The organism is Streptomyces sp. NPDC056128 (genome assembly GCF_042263835.1).
In the GTDB taxonomy this organism is placed as follows: Bacteria; Actinomycetota; Actinomycetes; order Streptomycetales; family Streptomycetaceae; genus Streptomyces.
The window spans coordinates 308,815-328,287 of record NZ_JBHJVQ010000003.1; the positions used below are offsets into that span (position 1 = coordinate 308,815).

27 protein-coding genes are annotated in these 19,473 nt (G+C 65.6%); all 27 read left to right on the plus strand.

From position 1 onward, the window contains the following. Positions 1-69: 69 nt before the first annotated feature. The 27 genes from ACFC1X_RS09510 (at position 70) to map (ending at position 19,368) form a co-directional block, all read left to right on the plus strand. Positions 70-4,677 carry a DUF6531 domain-containing protein gene (locus tag ACFC1X_RS09510; protein WP_376351021.1) on the plus strand — a complete coding sequence of 1,536 codons (4,608 nt, stop codon included), beginning with the start codon at positions 70-72 and terminating at the stop codon, positions 4,675-4,677. Between the two features lie 15 nt (positions 4,678-4,692). After that, positions 4,693-5,238: a hypothetical protein gene (locus tag ACFC1X_RS09515; RefSeq protein ID WP_376350423.1), complete on the plus strand. Its 546-nt coding sequence runs from the start codon at positions 4,693-4,695 to the stop codon at positions 5,236-5,238. Between the two features lie 231 nt (positions 5,239-5,469). After that, positions 5,470-5,856, plus strand: a complete 387-nt coding sequence (locus ACFC1X_RS09520) for a hypothetical protein (protein WP_376350426.1) — start codon at positions 5,470-5,472, stop codon at positions 5,854-5,856. 527 nt (positions 5,857-6,383) lie between these two features. Further along, positions 6,384-6,692, plus strand: coding sequence for a 30S ribosomal protein S10 (gene rpsJ / locus ACFC1X_RS09525; protein ID WP_003948644.1), 309 nt, complete (start codon positions 6,384-6,386; stop codon positions 6,690-6,692). A 16-nt stretch (positions 6,693-6,708) separates the two neighbouring features. Continuing rightward, complete coding sequence (gene rplC / locus ACFC1X_RS09530) at positions 6,709-7,353, plus strand: 50S ribosomal protein L3 (RefSeq protein ID WP_376350429.1); 645 nt, start codon at positions 6,709-6,711, stop codon at positions 7,351-7,353. A gap of 7 nt (positions 7,354-7,360) precedes the next feature. Further along, entirely contained in the window at positions 7,361-8,020 is a 660-nt protein-coding gene (gene rplD / locus ACFC1X_RS09535; protein WP_376350431.1) for a 50S ribosomal protein L4, read from the plus strand. After that, positions 8,020-8,439, plus strand: a complete 420-nt coding sequence (gene rplW, locus ACFC1X_RS09540; RefSeq protein WP_122615758.1) for a 50S ribosomal protein L23 — start codon at positions 8,020-8,022, stop codon at positions 8,437-8,439. The genes rplD and rplW overlap by 1 nt, the downstream gene beginning before the upstream one ends. A 38-nt stretch (positions 8,440-8,477) precedes the next feature. Further along, complete coding sequence (gene rplB / locus ACFC1X_RS09545; RefSeq protein ID WP_019329639.1) at positions 8,478-9,314, plus strand: 50S ribosomal protein L2; 837 nt, start codon at positions 8,478-8,480, stop codon at positions 9,312-9,314. 12 nt (positions 9,315-9,326) lie between these two features. Continuing rightward, a complete protein-coding gene (rpsS, locus tag ACFC1X_RS09550) occupies positions 9,327-9,608 on the plus strand; it encodes a 30S ribosomal protein S19 (protein ID WP_055418366.1) in 282 nt (93 codons plus the stop codon). Positions 9,609-9,652: 44 nt separating this feature from the next. Beyond that, complete coding sequence (gene rplV, locus ACFC1X_RS09555) at positions 9,653-10,000, plus strand: 50S ribosomal protein L22 (RefSeq protein WP_003974262.1); 348 nt, start codon at positions 9,653-9,655, stop codon at positions 9,998-10,000. Continuing rightward, positions 10,000-10,830, plus strand: coding sequence for a 30S ribosomal protein S3 (gene rpsC, locus ACFC1X_RS09560; RefSeq protein ID WP_376350436.1), 831 nt, complete (start codon positions 10,000-10,002; stop codon positions 10,828-10,830). Before rplV ends, rpsC begins: the two co-directional genes overlap by 1 nt. A gap of 5 nt (positions 10,831-10,835) precedes the next feature. Then, positions 10,836-11,255 carry a 50S ribosomal protein L16 gene (gene rplP / locus ACFC1X_RS09565; RefSeq protein ID WP_003974260.1) on the plus strand — a complete coding sequence of 140 codons (420 nt, stop codon included), beginning with the start codon at positions 10,836-10,838 and terminating at the stop codon, positions 11,253-11,255. Then, positions 11,255-11,479: a 50S ribosomal protein L29 gene (gene rpmC, locus ACFC1X_RS09570; protein ID WP_003998824.1), complete on the plus strand. Its 225-nt coding sequence runs from the start codon at positions 11,255-11,257 to the stop codon at positions 11,477-11,479. Before rplP ends, rpmC begins: the two co-directional genes overlap by 1 nt. Further along, positions 11,479-11,766, plus strand: a complete 288-nt coding sequence (gene rpsQ, locus ACFC1X_RS09575) for a 30S ribosomal protein S17 (RefSeq protein WP_122615760.1) — start codon at positions 11,479-11,481, stop codon at positions 11,764-11,766. Before rpmC ends, rpsQ begins: the two co-directional genes overlap by 1 nt. Positions 11,767-11,872: 106 nt before the next feature. Further along, positions 11,873-12,241: a 50S ribosomal protein L14 gene (gene rplN, locus ACFC1X_RS09580; protein WP_003992364.1), complete on the plus strand. Its 369-nt coding sequence runs from the start codon at positions 11,873-11,875 to the stop codon at positions 12,239-12,241. A 2-nt stretch (positions 12,242-12,243) separates the two neighbouring features. Further along, on the plus strand, positions 12,244-12,567 hold the full coding sequence (gene rplX / locus ACFC1X_RS09585; protein WP_122615761.1) for a 50S ribosomal protein L24: 324 nt from the start codon (positions 12,244-12,246) through the stop codon (positions 12,565-12,567). Continuing rightward, positions 12,567-13,124, plus strand: coding sequence for a 50S ribosomal protein L5 (gene rplE, locus ACFC1X_RS09590; protein WP_122615762.1), 558 nt, complete (start codon positions 12,567-12,569; stop codon positions 13,122-13,124). Before rplX ends, rplE begins: the two co-directional genes overlap by 1 nt. Positions 13,125-13,129: 5 nt before the next feature. Continuing rightward, entirely contained in the window at positions 13,130-13,315 is a 186-nt protein-coding gene (locus tag ACFC1X_RS09595; protein ID WP_003948630.1) for a type Z 30S ribosomal protein S14, read from the plus strand. 212 nt (positions 13,316-13,527) lie between these two features. Further along, positions 13,528-13,926 carry a 30S ribosomal protein S8 gene (rpsH, locus tag ACFC1X_RS09600; RefSeq protein ID WP_064729359.1) on the plus strand — a complete coding sequence of 133 codons (399 nt, stop codon included), beginning with the start codon at positions 13,528-13,530 and terminating at the stop codon, positions 13,924-13,926. A 24-nt stretch (positions 13,927-13,950) separates the two neighbouring features. Continuing rightward, positions 13,951-14,490 (plus strand): 50S ribosomal protein L6, encoded by a 540-nt coding sequence (gene rplF / locus ACFC1X_RS09605; RefSeq protein ID WP_376350443.1) that lies wholly within the window; start codon positions 13,951-13,953, stop codon positions 14,488-14,490. Between the two features lie 3 nt (positions 14,491-14,493). After that, positions 14,494-14,877: a 50S ribosomal protein L18 gene (gene rplR, locus ACFC1X_RS09610; RefSeq protein ID WP_064729360.1), complete on the plus strand. Its 384-nt coding sequence runs from the start codon at positions 14,494-14,496 to the stop codon at positions 14,875-14,877. A gap of 64 nt (positions 14,878-14,941) precedes the next feature. Next, positions 14,942-15,547 (plus strand): 30S ribosomal protein S5, encoded by a 606-nt coding sequence (gene rpsE, locus ACFC1X_RS09615; protein ID WP_004927232.1) that lies wholly within the window; start codon positions 14,942-14,944, stop codon positions 15,545-15,547. Positions 15,548-15,549: 2 nt separating this feature from the next. After that, positions 15,550-15,732: a 50S ribosomal protein L30 gene (gene rpmD, locus ACFC1X_RS09620; protein ID WP_006140898.1), complete on the plus strand. Its 183-nt coding sequence runs from the start codon at positions 15,550-15,552 to the stop codon at positions 15,730-15,732. 2 nt (positions 15,733-15,734) lie between these two features. Next, positions 15,735-16,190: a 50S ribosomal protein L15 gene (gene rplO, locus ACFC1X_RS09625; protein WP_023547373.1), complete on the plus strand. Its 456-nt coding sequence runs from the start codon at positions 15,735-15,737 to the stop codon at positions 16,188-16,190. A gap of 240 nt (positions 16,191-16,430) precedes the next feature. Continuing rightward, a complete protein-coding gene (secY, locus tag ACFC1X_RS09630) occupies positions 16,431-17,744 on the plus strand; it encodes a preprotein translocase subunit SecY (RefSeq protein ID WP_376350447.1) in 1,314 nt (437 codons plus the stop codon). Beyond that, positions 17,744-18,397, plus strand: a complete 654-nt coding sequence (locus tag ACFC1X_RS09635; protein ID WP_376350450.1) for an adenylate kinase — start codon at positions 17,744-17,746, stop codon at positions 18,395-18,397. Before secY ends, ACFC1X_RS09635 begins: the two co-directional genes overlap by 1 nt. Positions 18,398-18,531: 134 nt before the next feature. Continuing rightward, the gene (map, locus tag ACFC1X_RS09640) at positions 18,532-19,368 is read left to right on the plus strand and encodes a type I methionyl aminopeptidase (RefSeq protein WP_125492625.1); all 837 of its coding nucleotides are present in this window, start codon (positions 18,532-18,534) and stop codon (positions 19,366-19,368) included. The last annotated feature ends 105 nt before the right edge of the window (positions 19,369-19,473 follow it).

Below are 19,473 nucleotides of genomic sequence, written 5' to 3' on the forward strand. Positions count from 1 at the left end.
TCGCGCCTTGTAAGTTCACGTGTGCATACGGGTTGTTGCTGATGCGCGTGCGTCGACGGGGGTTGCGTGATGGTGGGCCACAGGCCGAGTGACTGGCATGTCCTGGACCTGGACAAGGACCCGACCCCGGGCGACCCGCAACGCGTACGCACGCTCGCCAAGACGTTGCACGACTTCGCCGACGACGTGTCCGAGGCACTGCGCCTGGTCAAGGGCATGGCGGGCGAGGGCACACTCGCGGAGTGGGCGGGCAAGTCGGCGAAGGTCTTCAAGGAAGAATTCTCCGGCGTCCCGAAGAACCTGAAGAAGCTCGAGAAGTCCTACGGCATGTGCGGCGACGCCCTCGCCGACTTCTGGCCGAAGCTGGAGCGCGCCCAGGCCCTGGCCGACAAGGCGCTGGTGAAGGCGCGCGAGGCCCGCCAGGACCTGACCTCGGCCCAGTCGAAGCTGTCCTCGGCGGACTCGTGGGTGACGCGGGCGTCGAAGGAGGCGGACAAGTACAAGGACGACCCGACAGGCAGCAAGTCGGACGCCGACAAGCCGGACGAGGCAAAGGTCCGCGCCGCCACCCGTGACGCCCAGCACGCCAAGACGGCCCAGACCAACGCACAGTCGGCCGTCGACTCGGCACAGAGCGCGCTGGACGCGGCGAAGAAGATGGCCGAGGACGCCCGCAAGATGCGCGAGGACGCGGCCCGCGACGCGAAGAACAAGATCGACGAGGCCTCGGACGCGGGCATTCAGAACCGTTCGTGGTGGGAGGACGTCGGCGACTGGTTCTCCGACAACTGGGACAGCATCGTCGCGGTCTGCAAGGTCGTCGTGGCGGTCCTCGGGATCATCGTGATGATCATCGGCGGGCCGATCCTGGGCGCGATCGTGCTGGTCGCAGCCCTCGTGGTCCTGGCGGACACGCTCTACAAATACAGCAAGGGCCAAGCCTCCCTATGGGACGTCGGGCTGGCGGCGCTGGACTGCATACCCGGCATGAAGGGCCTGACAACCCTGGGCGGGCTCGCCAAGGGCATGAAGGCCGCCGGCAAAGTGGGGCTCAAAGGCATGGCGACGGGCCTCAAGGGGCTCGGTAGGAGCGCCAGAGGCACGCTTGCGAACGGCGCAAGGGGCGCATACAACCGGGTCAAGGGCGTGGTCCGTTCCAAGGGCAGCGACCCCGTCGACATGGCCACAGGCGCTATGTATCTCTCGCAGGTCGATGTGGACCTTCCCGGCGATCTCCCCCTGGTCTTCACCCGCCGTGTCGCGTCCAACTACCGCTGCGGCTGGTGGTTCGGCCCTACTTGGTCATCCACGATCGACCAGCGCCTTGAGGTCGATGACAAAGGCATCGTCTTTGTCACGGACGATGGTCTGCTCCTCACCTATGCACACCCGATATCAGAGAATGTACCGAGTCTTCCCGAGGTGGGTCCGCGATGGCCGCTGACCCGGCTTGCCGATGGCAGCTACCAGGTCAACGACCCGCTCGCGGGTCACCTGCGCCACTTCTCTCCTCCTGCCGCTGACGGCATCTCGCTGCTCGCCCGCATCACCGACCGCAACCAGCGATCGATCGTGTTCGACTACGACGACAACGGCACGCCGCTGGGTATTCGGCACTCCGCCGGCTATCACCTGCAACTCGCAACTGACGAAGGCCGCGTCGTCGCCATGAGCTTGGTCGGCGCCGCTGAGGATGGCTCGGATGTCCTGCTCAAGCGCTACGGATACGCAGACGGCAATCTCACCGAGACCCGCAACTCGACCGGCCTTCCTTTGCAGTTCACCTATGACGAGCGGCTGCGAGTAACCTCGTGGACGGATACGAACAACAGCCGCTACTCCTACGCTTATGACCAGCGCGATCGCTGTGTGGCTGAGGGCGGCGAGGCGGGCCATATCACCATCACCCTCGACTACGACGGTCTGGACCCCGCCTGGCCCGGCTGCCGCATCACGAAACTCACCACTGCCGAGGGCACCGCCACCCACTTCGTCGTCAATGCCAACAGCCAGGTGGTCGCCGACATCGACCCCCTTGGCGGCACGGTGCGCTCGACCTACGACGACCACCATCACCTCGTGTCCACGACGGACGAACTTGGTCGCTGCACGACCTTCGGTCGCGATGAGGCCGGTCGACCAACAGAGTTGACCCGACCGGATGGAGCGGTGTTCCGCTTCGAGTACGGCACCGAGGGGCTACTCACGCTTATGGGTCGGCCTGACGGCGGCAGCTGGCAACGGACGTACGACGCACGCGGCAATTGCACGACAATGACGGACCCGACGGGCGAGACTACACAGTTCACCTACGATGCGGCAGGAACCGTCACCGAGGTGATCGATGCCCTCGGTGGCACCCGGACCGTGCAATGCGATCCTGCCGGACTGCCCTTGGCTACTACAGATCCCCTCGGTGCCACCACCACTTGGAAGCGGGACGCCTTCGGGAGAATCGTCGAATACACAGACCCTCTCGGCCAGAGCACACGCTTGCGCTGGACGGTCGAGGGCCACCTGACCGGGCTGATCACGGCGGATGGCGCTACCGAGTCCTGGGCCTACGACGGGGAGGGCAACTGCGTCAGCCACACCACCCCTCTAGGCGCGGTCACGCGCTTTGAGTACACCCACTTCGACCTCCCAACAGCGCGAATCGGTCCGGATGGAGCGCGTTACGAGTTCGTTCATGATCACAGCTTGCGTCTCGCACAGGTCAGCAATCCACAGGGACTGACCTGGACCTACGAGCACGATGCCGCCGGACGCCTTGTGGCGGAGCGTGACTTCGACGGACGCACTCTCAGGTACAGCCACGACGCGGCGGGCCGCCTCACATCACGCACCGACATGCTTGGGAATGCCAGTCACTACGCGTACGACACCGTCGACAATTTGGTCCAAAAACGGTGCGGTGAGCGTGTTACGCAGTTCGTGTACGACCTCAACGGACAACTGATCTCGGCGACCGGGCCCGAGGCAGATCTGCACCTGTCGCGAGACGCAAACGGAAACGTCACAAGCGAGATCGTCAACGGCAGGCGGCTGACACATCAATACGACCGACTGGGTCGCGTAACTCGCCGGACGACGCCATCCGGCGCCGTAAGCGCCTGGACCTACGACCTGACGGGAAATCGACTACAGCTCAACGCGTCAGGTCGAGACGTGCGATTCCGGCATGACTATTCGGGCTTGGAAACTGCCCGGTGGCTGGGGGAAAGCACCGTCTTCACTCAGACTTATGACGGTTTGGGACGGTTGACGGCACAGGACCTTACCCGTGCTGATGACGGGCTAATGCACCGCGAATACGAGTACGCCGAGGATGGAAACCTCGTCGGCATACAGGATTCTCGATCTGGTCACCGTCGATTCGACCTCGACGCCGCACATCGTGTCACCGCTGTTAGAGCCGAAAACTGGTCGGAGCGTTACGCCTACGACGAAGTCGGCAATCTCACGGACGCATCCTGGCCTGCCCGGCATCCTGGCGCGGATGCTGCCGGGAACCGCTCCTATGCCGGGACGAAACTCAGCCGCGCCGGCCGTACTCGATACACGTACGACGCCTTGGGGCGCGTAGTGATGCGCCAGAAGAGGTATCTCTCCGGAAAGTCTGACACCTGGCGATACACCTGGGATCCGGACAGCCAGTTGACGTCTGTCCGTACACCGGACGGGACATGTTGGCGGTACCTATATGACCCTCTGGGGCGACGCATCGCCAAGCAGCGGCTGTCCCCGGACGGCGTGAGTGTGGTGGAGCAGACCGACTTCACCTGGGATGGTGTGGTTCTGTGCGAGCAGGCGACTTGGGAGGGCTCCGCATCCCCTCGCGTGGCGACGACGTGGGATCACGATGGCTTCCGCCCCATCACGCAGACAGAGCGGATCATCGGTTCGGACACGAGTCAGGAGGAAATCGACTCCCGGTTCTTTTCCATCGTTACCGACTTGGTGGGCACGCCGACCGAGCTTGTCGACGAAGCAGGGGAGGTCGCGTGGCGCACGCGGGCCACGCTATGGGGTGTCACGGCCTGGAACTCCGATGCATCCGCTTATACGCCACTCCGTTTTCCCGGGCAATACTTCGATCCCGAATCCGGGCTGCACTACAACTATTTCAGGCACTATGATCCAGAAACGGCTCGGTATCTCACTCCCGACCCGCTTGGGCTCGCGCCGGCACCCAATCCAGTCACATATGTGGCCAACCCGAACACTGGAGTCGATCTCCTCGGACTGAGTCCGTACTACAGTGAAATAGCCCCCAACGGCCAGCGAGGCCCCGCCTATGCGGTCGTCACGCCTCAGACGCTGGACGACGCCGCAGCAGGACTCATTGGGAGTTCACCAGGCCGCGGCGCAAGACACGCACCTCCGGGGTTCGGGGGTCAGCCTGCGGGGCATTCACGAGGGCACTTGATTGGGCAGCAATTTGGTGGCGATGGAAGGGATATGCGCAACATTGTTACTCAGAGAGACAGTCTGAACAACGGCGTCATTGCCACAGCCGAAAATGAGATCGCCACGCATGTGAGACAGACGGGCAATACTGTGACCATGAGTGTCACTCCTGAGTACGCGAACGGGGGCAACGTTCCCAGTCATGTCCTCATCGAGGCCGTCGATGATTTCGGCTGGTCATTCAACAGAAGGCTTCCAAATATGTGAGAGGAAAACAGGAGCATGTCGGATGTGAATCTTGATGAAGACCTGACTCGCCTGAAAGTGCTGTGTCCTCCTCCGTCTCGCCCGGAGCCTGTACGCGAAGTGCAACGCGAACCGGGGGCTCAAGATATTCCGGTAAGCCACCGTGCGCTGATCACTACTTATGGCATCGGATGCTTTGATGAGTTCCTGTGGATCTTCGCGCAGGGTGCACCGAACGTGCATCTCGACATCGCCGAGCGTACTCATCAGATGCGTTCCACTTTTCAGGGAAAGGCGTTGCGGGAGCTCAGCCATGTTCTGGACGAGTACCTAGCCGGTCCGGATGATCTCATTCAATGGGGCGCGACGGACAGCGCCGATGTCCTGGCCTGGATTGCCAGGGGTTCCCCCGACGCTTGGCCGACCGTGATTATTCAGGCAGGCCAGCTCAAGGCGGTCGTTTCCGTCGGGAGTTCGACCTCGACAGTCCTCGACCTGCTGAGGGGATCGCTGCGAATCCCATTCTTTCCCGATGACTTCCCTGACAGGCGACCAGAATTCTCGGCGAACCCGTATGCGTGATGGGGTAGCCCGCTCTGAGCAGGGATTGGGGCCCGGAACGACCGAGGGGCCCTGCAGGGTGATGGACCAGTACGCCCCGATTTCCCTGCAGGATGTCTCCCTCTCGCGATTCGTTGCGGATAGTCGCGAAGAGCTGGACGGATTGCTGGACTCGGTTCGGCAGGTCGGAGATTTCTCCGACGAGACCATGAGTATTTCGAGCAGCAGGGAGGGTGGAATGCTGAGCGTCCGGTGACCGCCGAGTACTTGATGATGTACTCCGGTTGCGTCGAGAGCTATCCCCCCGACACCGCGGACCCTGTTGTGTTGGAACACATGGTCCAGGCAGGCAGCGACCTTCAGCTCGCAACTTTCATGCACGCCCTCGTAAGCGCCGCTGCTGTGAGAGGGCCTGGTGTGGAGCCGGCCTCGGCACTCATCGTCTCTGCGGTGTGCAAGGCAGGTTCGTTGCTGAGCATCACGGACGAGCGGACCGCAATGGACGTCTTCCGCATGTGGCGCGTCAAGTTCCTTCCGGACATCCTCCGTCCCGACGCTTCTGTGCGAGAGGGCTTCAAGGGTGCCGTGAGGGAGTACGAGCGCGCCTTGGGCGGCCTGATCGGGCCCAGGCCCGCGTGATCAGCGGGCTCGGCCGGGCGAGTATGAACTGCGCCGCCGTCCGGTCGGGGACCTCCGGCCCGGTGAGCCGGCCCGGCTAGCAGCAGCGGTGAAAGCGCCGCGAGGTGTACCCCCCGACAACCTGGGGTACAGTCACCCGCTTCGATTGGCCACCACACTGCCCCGTATGGCAGACTAACGGGGTTGCTCGGTCGAGTGCCGATGCTGCGCGCCTCCCGCCGGGAGGACCGGAAGCGAGTCCCACAGTACTCGTCGTCCCATGTATTACGCCGAGAGGTGTAGGGGCGGACGTACGGGAATCTTCCGGGAAGTGTCAGCGGGGTACCGGCCAGGCGCCCGGTGGGCCTCTCGCCCCCGGTCCGCGGTTCCGGAAGGGCCCGCACCTCCCAGAGCAGGGATGTTCGAACAAGGGACATCTGTGTCAGCGAGAGTGCGACACGCCCGACCGCGTGGGTCGGAGGTGGGGAGTGGAGACACAAGGACCGCCGGGTCCAGAGCGTTACGAGAGACAGGACTACTGAGTAGCCATGGCGGGACAGAAGATCCGCATCCGGCTCAAGGCCTACGACCACGAGGTCATCGACTCCTCGGCGAAGAAGATCGTCGAGACGGTGACGCGCACTGGTGCGTCGGTCGCGGGCCCGGTGCCGCTGCCCACTGAGAAGAACGTGTACTGCGTCATCAAGTCGCCGCACAAGTACAAGGACTCGCGCGAGCACTTCGAGATGCGCACGCACAAGCGCCTGATCGACATCCTCGACCCGACCCCCAAGACCGTTGACTCTCTGATGCGACTCGACCTCCCGGCCGGTGTCGACATCGAGATCAAGCTCTGAGGGCGGTGATCTGAAGATGACCAAGCAGATCAAGGGCATCCTGGGCGAGAAGCTCGGTATGACGCAGGTGTGGGACGAGAACAACCGTGTTGTTCCGGTCACCGTCGTCAAGGCCGGCCCCAACGTCGTCACCCAGGTCCGCACGAACGACGTCGACGGCTACGAGTCCGTCCAGATCGCGTTCGGCGAGATCGACCCGCGCAAGGTGAACAAGCCCCTCAAGGGCCACTTCTCCAAGGCCGACGTCACCCCCCGCCGCCACCTCGTCGAGATCCGTACGGCCGACGCCGCCGAGTACACGCTCGGTCAGGAAGTCACCGCCGAGGTCTTCGAGTCCGGCGTGAAGGTCGACGTCACCGGCAAGAGCAAGGGCAAGGGCTTCGCCGGTGTCATGAAGCGTCACAACTTCAAGGGCCTCGGCGCCGGACACGGCACCCAGCGCAAGCACCGCTCGCCCGGTTCCATCGGTGGCTGCGCCACCCCGGGCCGCGTGTTCAAGGGCCTCCGCATGGCCGGCCGCATGGGCAACGAGCGGGTCACCACCCAGAACCTGACCGTCCACGCCGTTGACGCGGAGAAGGGTCTGCTGCTCATCAAGGGCGCGGTTCCCGGTCCGAACGGCGGCCTCGTCCTGGTCCGCACCGCGGCCAAGGGGGCCTGAGGTACCGATGAGCACTGTTGACATCCTTTCGCCTGCCGGCGAGAAGACCGGAAGCGTCGAGCTCCCCGCGGAGATCTTCGGCGTGGAGAAGATCAGCATCCCGCTGATCCACCAGGTCGTCGTCGCGCAGAACGCCGCTGCCCGCCAGGGCACGCACAAGACCAAGCGTCGCGGCGAGGTCCGTGGTGGCGGCAAGAAGCCGTACCGCCAGAAGGGCACCGGCCGCGCCCGCCAGGGTTCGACCCGTGCGCCGCAGTTCGCCGGCGGTGGCGTCGTCCACGGCCCGCAGCCGCGTGACTACTCGCAGCGGACCCCGAAGAAGATGAAGGCCGCGGCCCTGCGCCACGCCCTCACCGACCGGGCCCGCCACAACCGCATCCACGTCGTCACCGGCGTCATCGAGGGCGACAACCCGTCCACGAAGGCCGCCCGGACGCTGTTCGGCAAGATCTCGGAGCGCAAGAACCTGCTCCTGGTCGTCGACCGCGCCGACGAGGCCGCGTGGCTGTCCGCCCGCAACCTGCCCCAGATCCACATCCTGGAGCCGGGCCAGCTGAACACGTACGACGTTCTCGTCTCGGACGACGTGGTCTTCACCCAGGCCGCTTTCGAGTCCTTCGTGTCTGGCCCCAACAAGGCCGCTGACACCGAAGGGAGCGAAGCCTGATGGCTACGCGTCACCCGAGCATCGCCCCCAAGGCGGCCAAGGCCGCCAAGGCCGCGCGCGTCGCCAAGGCGCGTCGCCACGAGGCCGAGGGCAAGAACACCGTCGTGACCCCCGCCAGCAAGGCGTTCACGGACCCCCGTGACGTGCTGCTGAAGCCGGTCGTGTCGGAGAAGAGCTACGCGCTCCTCGACGAGAACAAGTACACGTTCATCGTCGCGCCGGGCTCCAACAAGACCCAGATCAAGGAAGCCGTCCAGGCGGTCTTCTCGGTCAAGGTCACCGGGGTCAACACGATCAACCGCCAGGGCAAGCGCAAGCGCACCCGCACGGGCTTCGGCAAGCGTGCCGACAGCAAGCGCGCGATCGTGACCCTTGCCGAGGGCGACCGTATCGACATCTTCGGCGGTCCGACCGCGTAAGCGGGTCGGATCGTCCGATATCGGACGAGGACTGAGAAATGGGAATCCGCAAGTACAAGCCGACTACGCCGGGCCGCCGTGGCTCCAGCGTCGCCGACTTCGTCGAGGTCACGCGGTCCACGCCGGAGAAGTCGCTGGTCCGCCCGCTGCACAGCAAGGGCGGCCGTAACAACGCCGGTCGTGTGACCGTTCGCCACCAGGGTGGCGGACACAAGCGCGCCTACCGAGTGATCGACTTCCGTCGGCACGACAAGGACGGCGTGCCGGCGAAGGTCGCGCACATCGAGTACGACCCCAACCGCACCGCGCGCATCGCGCTGCTGCACTACGCCGACGGCGAGAAGCGCTACATCCTCGCCCCGCGCAACCTGCAGCAGGGTGACCGCGTCGAGAACGGTCCCGGGGCCGACATCAAGCCGGGCAACAACCTGGCCCTCCGCAACATCCCGGTCGGTACCACGATCCACGCGATCGAGCTCCGTCCCGGTGGCGGTGCCAAGTTCGCCCGTTCCGCCGGTGCCTCCGTGCAGCTGCTCGCGAAGGAGGGCCAGATGGCCCACCTGCGCATGCCGTCCGGAGAGATCCGCCTGGTCGACGTGCGCTGCCGCGCCACCGTCGGCGAGGTCGGCAACGCCGAGCAGTCGAACATCAACTGGGGCAAGGCGGGCCGTAAGCGGTGGCTGGGCGTTCGCCCGACCGTCCGTGGTGTGGTCATGAACCCGGTGGACCACCCGCACGGTGGTGGTGAGGGCCGGACCTCCGGTGGTCGTCACCCCGTGTCCCCGTGGGGCAAGAAGGAAGGCCGTACTCGTTCGCCCAAGAAGGCGTCGAACAAGTACATCGTCCGCCGCCGCAAGACGAACAAGAAGCGCTAAGGACGGGTTGAGATGCCTCGTAGCTTGAAGAAGGGACCCTTCGTCGACGACCACCTGATCAAGAAGGTGGACACGCAGAACGAAGCCGGTTCCAAGAACGTCATCAAGACCTGGTCCCGTCGCTCGATGATCGTCCCGGCGATGCTCGGCCACACGATCGCGGTGCACAACGGCAAGACCCACATCCCGGTGTTTGTCACCGAGTCCATGGTCGGCCACAAGCTCGGCGAGTTCTCGCCGACGCGCACCTTCCGGGGTCACGTCAAGGACGACCGGAAGTCGAAGCGCCGCTAGTCAGCGGGGTGTGAATGATCATGACAAACACTGAAGGGACAACCATGGAAGCCAGGGCCCAGGCGCGGTACATCCGCGTCACGCCCATGAAGGCCCGCCGCGTGGTGGACCTCATCCGTGGCATGGATGCCACGGAGGCTCAGGCGGTCCTGCGTTTCGCCCCGCAGGCCGCGAGCGTGCCGGTCGGCAAGGTGCTGGACAGCGCCATCGCCAACGCCGCGCACAACTACGACCACACCGACGCCGACAGCCTCTTCATCTCCGAGGCCTACGTCGACGAGGGCCCGACCCTGAAGCGGTTCCGGCCGCGCGCCCAGGGCCGTGCCTACCGGATCCGCAAGCGGACCAGCCACATCACCGTGGTCGTCAGCAGCAAGGAAGGAACCCGGTAATGGGCCAGAAGGTAAACCCGCACGGGTTCCGGCTCGGTGTCACGACCGACTTCAAGTCGCGTTGGTACGCCGACAAGCTGTACAAGGACTACGTCAAGGAAGACGTCGCCATTCGTCGCATGATGACGAAGGGCATGGAGCGCGCCGGCATCTCGAAGGTGGAGATCGAGCGCACCCGTGACCGCGTGCGGGTGGACATCCACACCGCCCGTCCCGGCATCGTCATCGGCCGCCGCGGCGCTGAGGCCGACCGCATCCGCGGTGAGCTGGAGAAGCTGACCGGCAAGCAGGTCCAGCTCAACATCCTCGAGGTCAAGAACCCCGAGACGGACGCTCAGCTCGTGGCCCAGGCCGTCGCCGAGCAGCTGTCCTCCCGCGTCTCCTTCCGTCGCGCCATGCGCAAGAGCATGCAGGGCACGATGAAGGCCGGCGCCAAGGGCATCAAGATCCAGTGCGGTGGCCGCCTCGGTGGCGCCGAGATGTCCCGCTCGGAGTTCTACCGCGAGGGCCGTGTGCCCCTGCACACGCTCCGCGCGAACGTGGACTACGGCTTCTTCGAGGCCAAGACGACCTTCGGCCGCATCGGTGTGAAGGTCTGGATCTACAAGGGCGACGTCAAGAACATCGCCGAGGTCCGCGCCGAGAACGCGGCCGCCCGTGCCGGCAACCGTCCGGCCCGTGGCGGCAGCGACCGCCCGGCCCGCGGTGGCCGCGGTGGCGAGCGTCGTGGGCGCAAGCCGCAGCAGCAGTCGGCTCCGGCCGCCGAGGCTCCCAAGGCCGACGCGCCCGCCGCTGCCGCTCCGGCTGAGAGCACCGGAACGGAGGCCTGACCGAAATGCTGATCCCCCGTAGGGTCAAGCACCGCAAGCAGCACCACCCGAAGCGCCGCGGTATGGCCAAGGGCGGTACGCAGGTTGCGTTCGGCGAGTACGGCATCCAGGCCCTCACGCCCGCGTACGTGACCAACCGCCAGATCGAGGCGGCCCGTATCGCGATGACCCGCCACATCAAGCGTGGCGGCAAGGTCTGGATCAACATCTACCCGGACCGCCCGCTCACGAAGAAGCCGGCCGAGACCCGCATGGGTTCCGGTAAGGGTTCCCCGGAGTGGTGGATCGCGAACGTGCACCCGGGCCGGGTCATGTTCGAGCTGTCCTACCCCAACGAGAAGATCGCCCGTGAGGCGCTGACCCGTGCGGCCCACAAGCTGCCGATGAAGTGCCGGATCGTCAAGCGCGAGGCAGGTGAAGCGTGATGTCGGCCGGTACCAAGGCGTCCGAGCTGCGCGAACTGGGTGACGAGGAGCTTCTGGCGAAGCTCCGCGAAGCCAAGGAAGAGCTGTTCAACCTCCGCTTCCAGGCGGCGACGGGCCAGCTCGAGAACCACGGTCGGCTCAAGGCCGTCCGTAAGGACATCGCGCGGATCTACACCCTGATGCGTGAGCGCGAGCTGGGCATCGAGACGGTGGAGAGCGCCTGATGAGCGAGAGCAACGTGACTGAAGAGACGAAGGCCGCCCGCGGCTTCCGCAAGACCCGTCAGGGTCTGGTCGTCAGCGACAAGATGGACAAGACCGTCGTCGTCGCCGTCGAGGACCGCGTGACCCACGCGCTGTACGGCAAGGTCATCCGCCGTACCAGCAAGCTCAAGGCTCACGACGAGCAGAACGCCGCGGGTGTCGGCGACCGCGTCCTCCTCATGGAGACCCGGCCGCTGTCCGCGACGAAGCGCTGGCGCGTCGTCGAGGTCCTCGAGAAGGCCAAGTAATTCCTGCGGGCAAACCCGCAGGTCAGTTCCGCCAGGCTCGGCAGGGGCTGCACCTCTTCGACGAGGCGGCCCCTGCCGGGAACCGGCAGACAATCAGGAGATAGACGTGATCCAGCAGGAGTCGCGACTGCGCGTCGCCGACAACACTGGTGCGAAGGAAATCCTTTGCATCCGTGTACTCGGTGGCTCCGGTCGCCGCTACGCGGGCATCGGTGACGTCATCGTCGCCACCGTCAAGGACGCGATCCCCGGCGGCAACGTGAAGAAGGGTGACGTCATCAAGGCGGTCATCGTTCGCACCGTCAAGGAGCGCCGCCGTCCGGACGGCTCGTACATCCGCTTCGACGAGAACGCCGCCGTCATTCTGAAGAACGACGGCGACCCTCGCGGCACCCGTATCTTCGGCCCGGTGGGCCGTGAGCTGCGCGAGAAGAAGTTCATGAAGATCATCTCCCTCGCGCCGGAGGTGCTGTGAGCATGAAGATCAAGAAGGGCGACCTGGTCCAGGTCATCACCGGTAAGGACAAGGGCAAGCAGGGCAAGGTCATCGCGGCCTTCCCCCGCGAGGACCGCGTCCTGGTCGAGGGTGTCAACCGGGTCAAGAAGCACACCAAGGCCGGGCCGACCGCTCGCGGTTCGCAGGCCGGCGGCATCGTGACCACCGAGGCCCCGATCCACATCTCCAACGTCCAGCTGGTCGTGGAGAAGGACGGCAACAAGGTCGTCACGCGCGTCGGTTACCGCTTCGACGACGAGGGCAACAAGATCCGCGTTGCCAAGCGGACGGGTGAGGACATCTGATGGCTACCACCACCACTCCGCGTCTGAAGACGAAGTACCGCGAGGAGATCTCGGGCAAGCTGCGTGAGGAGTTCTCCTACGAGAACGTCATGCAGGTCCCCGGCCTCGTCAAGATCGTGGTCAACATGGGTGTGGGCGACGCCGCCCGCGACTCCAAGCTGATCGAGGGTGCCATCAAGGACCTCACCACGATCACCGGTCAGAAGCCGGCCGTCACCAAGGCCCGCAAGTCCATCGCGCAGTTCAAGCTGCGTGAGGGCCAGCCGATCGGTGCCCACGTCACGCTCCGTGGCGACCGCATGTGGGAGTTCCTGGACCGCACCCTGTCGCTCGCGCTGCCGCGCATCCGCGACTTCCGTGGTCTGTCCCCCAAGCAGTTCGACGGCCGTGGCAACTACACCTTCGGTCTCACGGAGCAGGTCATGTTCCACGAGATCGACCAGGACAAGATCGACCGCGTCCGGGGTATGGACATCACCGTGGTGACCACGGCGACCAACGACGCTGAGGGCCGCGCGCTCCTTCGTCACCTCGGCTTCCCCTTCAAGGAGGCGTGAGCGAGATGGCGAAGAAGGCTCTGATCGCTAAGGCTGCTCGCAAGCCCAAGTTCGGTGTGCGTGGCTACACCCGCTGCCAGCGCTGTGGCCGCCCGCACTCCGTGTACCGCAAGTTCGGCCTGTGCCGCGTGTGCCTTCGTGAGATGGCTCACCGTGGCGAGCTGCCGGGCGTGACCAAGAGCTCCTGGTAATCCGGTAATTCCGGGTTACTCAGGCTCTCGGTAAGCATCTGGGTCGGCAGAGGCCCACCCTCGCATGCCTTAGGCTTGTGGGGTTGGGCGTCTGCCACGCCCTAAACGACTTACTACGCCGTAGGTCCACCGCGCCGCACCCGTCCCGTCTCGGATCGGGGAGAGGGATGGCGCACCAGGAAACCCCGGCGAGAGAGGCCGAAGGCCAATTCATGACCATGACTGATCCGATCGCAGACATGCTTACGCGTCTGCGGAACGCGAACTCGGCGTACCACGACTCCGTGTCGATGCCGGCGTCCAAGATCAAGTCTCACATCGCGGAGATCCTCCAGCAGGAGGGCTTCATCACGGGCTGGAAGACCGAGGACGCCGAGGTCGGCAAGAACCTCGTCCTCGAGCTGAAGTTCGGCCCGAACCGTGAGCGCTCCATCGCGGGCATCAAGCGGATCTCCAAGCCCGGTCTCCGGGTGTACGCGAAGTCCACCAACCTGCCGAAGGTGCTGGGCGGCCTCGGCGTGGCGATCATCTCCACGTCGCACGGGCTCCTCACCGACAAGCAGGCCGGCAAGAAGGGCGTAGGCGGAGAAGTCCTCGCCTACGTCTGGTAGCGGAAGGGAACGGAGGAAACAGCTATGTCGCGCATCGGCAAGCTCCCCATCGCGGTTCCCGCCGGCGTGGACGTCACCATCGACGGCCGCACGGTCTCGGTCAAGGGCCCGAAGGGTTCGCTGACTCACACCGTCGTGGCACCGATCGACATCGCCAAGGGTGAGGACGGCGTGCTGAGCGTCACCCGCCCCAACGAAGAGCGTCAGAGCAAGGCCCTGCACGGCCTGTCCCGCACGCTGGTGGCGAACATGATCACCGGCGTGACCCAGGGTTACGTGAAGAAGCTCGAGATCAGCGGTGTCGGTTACCGCGTGCTCGCCAAGGGTTCGAACCTGGAGTTCTCCCTCGGCTACAGCCACCCGATCCTGGTCGAGGCCCCCGAGGGCATCACCTTCAAGGTGGAGTCCCCGACCCGTTTCTCGGTCGAGGGCATCGACAAGCAGAAGGTCGGCGAGGTTGCGGCCAACATCCGCAAGCTGCGCAAGCCCGACCCGTACAAGGCCAAGGGCGTCAAGTACGAGGGCGAAGTCATCCGCCGCAAGGTCGGAAAGGCGGGTAAGTAAGCCATGGCATACGGGCAGAAGATCCTCAAGGGCGACGCCTACAAGCGCGCCGCGATCAAGCGCCGTCACATCCGGATTCGCAAGAATCTCTCGGGTACGGCGGAGCGTCCCCGTCTGGTCGTTACTCGCTCCAACCGCCACATCGTGGCCCAGGTGATCGACGACATCAAGGGCCACACCGTGGCCTCGGCGTCGACCCTGGACACCTCGATCCGTGGTGGCGAGGCCGACAAGTCCGCGCAGGCCAAGCAGGTCGGCGCCCTGGTTGCCGAGCGTGCCAAGGCCGCGGGTGTCGAGGCCGTCGTGTTCGACCGTGGTGGTAACCAGTACGCCGGGCGCATCGCCGCTCTGGCGGACGCCGCCCGCGAAGCCGGACTGAAGTTCTGAGCCGCCCGTCGCGGCAGCGACTGATGTCGCTGCGTAGCGCCGGAAACAGAGAGAGGTAATTCCAATGGCTGGACCCCAGCGCCGCGGTGGCGGTGCCGGTGGCGGCGAGCGGCGGGACCGGAAGGGCCGTGACGGCGGCGCAGCTGCCGCCGAGAAGACCGCTTACGTTGAGCGCGTAGTCGCGATCAACCGCGTCGCCAAGGTTGTGAAGGGTGGTCGTCGCTTCAGCTTCACCGCGCTGGTCGTGGTGGGCGACGGTGACGGCACCGTGGGTGTCGGATACGGCAAGGCCAAGGAGGTGCCGGCCGCCATCGCCAAGGGCGTTGAGGAGGCCAAGAAGCACTTCTTCAAGGTCCCCCGCATCCAGGGCACCATCCCGCACCCCATCCAGGGTGAGAAGGCTGCCGGCGTCGTGCTGCTCAAGCCCGCGTCCCCGGGTACCGGTGTTATCGCCGGTGGTCCGGTGCGCGCCGTGCTCGAGTGCGCCGGTATCCACGACGTGCTGTCGAAGTCGCTCGGCTCCGACAACCAGATCAACATCGTGCACGCGACCGTGGAGGCCCTGAAGGGTCTCCAGCGTCCCGAGGAGATCGCGGCCCGCCGCGGTCTGCCGCTCGAGGACGTGGCCCCCGCGGCTCTTCTCCGTGCGCGTGCCGGGGCGGGTGCGTAATCATGGCGCAGCTCAAGATTACGCAGGTCAAGTCCTACATCGGCAGCAAGCAGAACCACCGTGACACCCTGCGTTCCCTTGGTCTCAAGGGGATCAACACGCAGGTCGTCAAGGAGGACCGCCCCGAGTTCCGCGGCATGGTGCACACCGTCCGCCACCTCGTGTCGGTCGAGGAGGTCGACTGATCATGGCGGAGCAGAACCCGCTCAAGATCCACAACCTCCGTCCCGCCCCGGGCGCCAAGACCGCCAAGACCCGTGTGGGTCGTGGTGAGGCGTCGAAGGGTAAGACGGCTGGTCGTGGTACCAAGGGCACGAAGGCCCGTTACCAGGTTCCGGAGCGCTTCGAGGGTGGCCAGATGCCCCTCCACATGCGTCTCCCGAAGCTGAAGGGCTTCAAGAACCCGTTCAAGACCGAGTTCCAGGTCGTGAACCTCGACAAGCTGGCCGCGCTCTACCCCGAGGGTGGCGAGGTCACCGTCGAGGGTCTGGTGGCCAAGGGTGCCGTTCGCAAGAACAGCCTCGTCAAGGTCCTCGGCCAGGGCGAGATCTCCGTGGCGCTGCAGGTGACGGTCGACGCCGTCTCCGGCTCCGCCAAGGAGAAGATCACCGCCGCCGGCGGCACCGTCACCGAGCTCGTCTGAACCCTTCAGGCGTCTCGATGACTTGAGCGATCCCACCGGGGATACCCCACAAAAGGGGTATCCCCGGTTGGTCGTTCCAAGGGAAGTGCTCCCGCCGGTAAGGTGGCCTGCGCTGCCCTCTTTCACGGGTGCGTCACATGGGGCACCCTGAGCGGCAGTTGACCGTTACTCACTTAGTCGTCAGTCGAACCTCAAGACCGTCACCCTTGACGCAGTAGCGCGGGGGTCGCAGGAGGCACCGTGCTCACCGCGTTCGCCCGGGCGTTCAAGACGCCCGACCTGCGCAAGAAGCTGCTCTTCACGCTCGGCATGATCGTGGTCTACCGGCTCGGTACCCACATCCCCATCCCAGGCGTCGACTACAAGAACGTCCAGGAGTGTGTGGACCAGGCGTCCGGCCAACAGGGCATCTTCGGCCTGGTCAACATGTTCAGCGGTGGCGCCCTGCTGCAGATCACGGTCTTCGCGCTCGGCATCATGCCGTACATCACGGCGAGCATCATTCTGCAGCTGCTGACCGTGGTGATCCCGCGCCTCGAAGCCCTCAAGAAGGAGGGCCAGGCGGGCACGGCGAAGATCACGCAGTACACGCGCTACCTGACCATCGCGCTCGCCATCCTCCAGGGCACCGGCCTCGTCGCCACCGCCCGCAGCGGCGCCCTCTTCTCCGGCTGCACCGTCGCGGGCCAGATCGTCCCCGACCAGGCGATCTTCACCACCATCGTCATGGTGATCTGCATGACCGCCGGTACGGCCGTCGTCATGTGGCTCGGTGAGCTGATCACCGACCGCGGCATCGGCAACGGCATGTCGATCCTGATGTTCATCTCGATCGCCGCGACCTTCCCCTCCGCCCTGTGGGCCATCAAGCAGGAGGGCGACCTGGCGGGCGGCTGGATCGAGTTCGGCACCGTCGTCGCGGTCGGCCTGGTCATGATCGGCCTGGTGGTCTTCGTGGAGCAGGCCCAGCGCCGCATCCCGGTGCAGTACGCGAAGCGCATGATCGGCCGCCGTTCCTACGGCGGTACGTCGACGTACATCCCGCTCAAGGTGAACCAGGCGGGCATCATCCCCGTCATCTTCGCCTCGTCGCTGCTGTACATCCCGGCGCTGATCGTGCAGTTCTCCGGCTCCACGGCCGGCTGGGCCACCTGGATCCAGAAGAACCTCGCCGATCCTTCCGCGGTGCCGCACATCGTTCTGTACTTCTTCCTGATCGTCTTCTTCGCCTTCTTCTACGTGGCCATCTCGTTCAACCCCGAGGAAGTCGCGGACAACATGAAGAAGTATGGTGGCTTCATCCCGGGCATCCGGGCTGGCCGACCGACCGCTGAGTATCTGAGCTACGTACTCAACCGGATCACCTGGCCGGGTTCGCTGTACTTGGGCCTGATCGCTCTCGTCCCGACAATGGCGTTGGCTGGTTTCGGGGCAAGCCAGAACTTCCCGTTCGGCGGTACCAGCATCCTGATCATCGTGGGTGTCGGTCTCGAGACGGTGAAGCAGATCGAGAGCCAGCTCCAGCAGCGCAATTACGAAGGGTTCCTCCGCTGATGCGAATCGTCCTCGTCGGGCCTCCTGGCGCCGGAAAGGGTACGCAGGCAACCCGCCTTGCCGAGACGCTGCACATCCCGCACATCTCCACGGGCGACCTGTTCCGCGCGAACATCAGCCAGCAGACCGAACTGGGCAAGCTCGCCAAGTCGTACATGGACGCCGGCAACCTCGTGCCGGACGAGGTCACCATCGCCATGGCGAAGGACCGCATGGAGCAGCCGGACGCCGAGGGCGGCTTCCTGCTGGACGGCTTCCCGCGCAACGTCTCTCAGGCCGAGGCGCTGGACGAGCTGCTCGAGACCGAGGACATGACGCTCGACGCCGTGCTCGACCTGGAGGCCCCCGAGGCCGAGGTCGTGAAGCGGATCGCCGGCCGGCGGGTCTGCCGGAACAACTCGGCGCACGTCTTCCACGTGACGTACACGCCGCCGAAGAAGGAAGGCGTCTGCGACGTCTGCGGCGGCGAGCTGTACCAGCGGGACGACGACTCCGAGGAGACGGTCCGCAAGCGGCTGGAGGTCTACCACACGCAGACCGAGCCGATCATCGACTACTACAAGGCGCAGGGCCTGGTCGTCACCATCGCGGCCACGGGACCCGTGGACGAGGTCACGGGCCGTGCGCTGGAGGCGCTCAAGCGCGACCAGTAGTTCTCAGCCCCGGCTGCAGCCGCGGTCCCCAGCCCTGGGGGTCGCGGCTGTGCTGTGAGGTGGGGTGGGGCCGGTCCACCCCCGTATCGTTGGAAGCGTCCCGTCCCCTCCGGTCCAGAAAGGCCGCAGTCCCCATGGTGCAGATCAAGAGCCCCGAGCAGATCGCCAAGATGCGTGAGGCGGGGCTGGTCGTAGCCGCCATCCACGCGGCCACCCGCGAGGCCGCCGTGCCCGGCGCCACGACCAAGGACCTGGACCAGGTCGCCCGCAAGGTGCTCGCGGAGCACGACGCCAAGCCGAACTTCCTCGGGTACGGCGGCTTCCCCGCGACCATCTGCACGTCCGTGAACGAGGTCGTCGTCCACGGCATCCCCTCCGACGACGTGGTCCTCAAGGACGGCGACGTCATCTCCATCGACTGCGGCGCGATCATCGACGGCTGGCACGGCGACGCGGCCTACACGGCCTTCGTCGGCTCCGGTCACTCCCCGGAGCTGGTCGAGCTGTCCCGGGTGACCGAGGAGTCGATGTGGGCGGGCATCGCGGCCATGAAGCAGGGCAACCGGCTCGTGGACGTCTCCCGGGCGATCGAGACGTACATCCGCCGCCAGCCGAAGCCCGGCGGCGGCAAGTACGGGATCATCGAGGACTACGGCGGCCACGGCATCGGCACCGAGATGCACATGGACCCGCACCTGCTGAACTACGTCGACCGCCGGCGCGGCAAGGGCCCGAAGCTGGTCCCCGGCTTCTGCCTCGCCATCGAGCCGATGATCTCCCTCGGCACCCCCCGCACGGAGGTCCTGTCGGACGACTGGACGGTCATCACGACGGACGGCACGTGGTCCTCCCACTGGGAACACTCGGTCGCCCTGACGGACCAGGGCCCCCTAGTCCTGACGTCCCCAGATGGCGGCAAGGCGAAGCTGGCGGAGCTGGGCGTCACGGCTGCGCCGGACCCGCTGGCGTGACGTCGGCCCGAGCCACGACCGCCGGTCGGAGGCCGGCGCAGCCGCTCGAAGCTTGTGAGGCGCCCCTGGCGCCGAGCCCGCGAGAGGGGCGTGGAGGATCGGTCG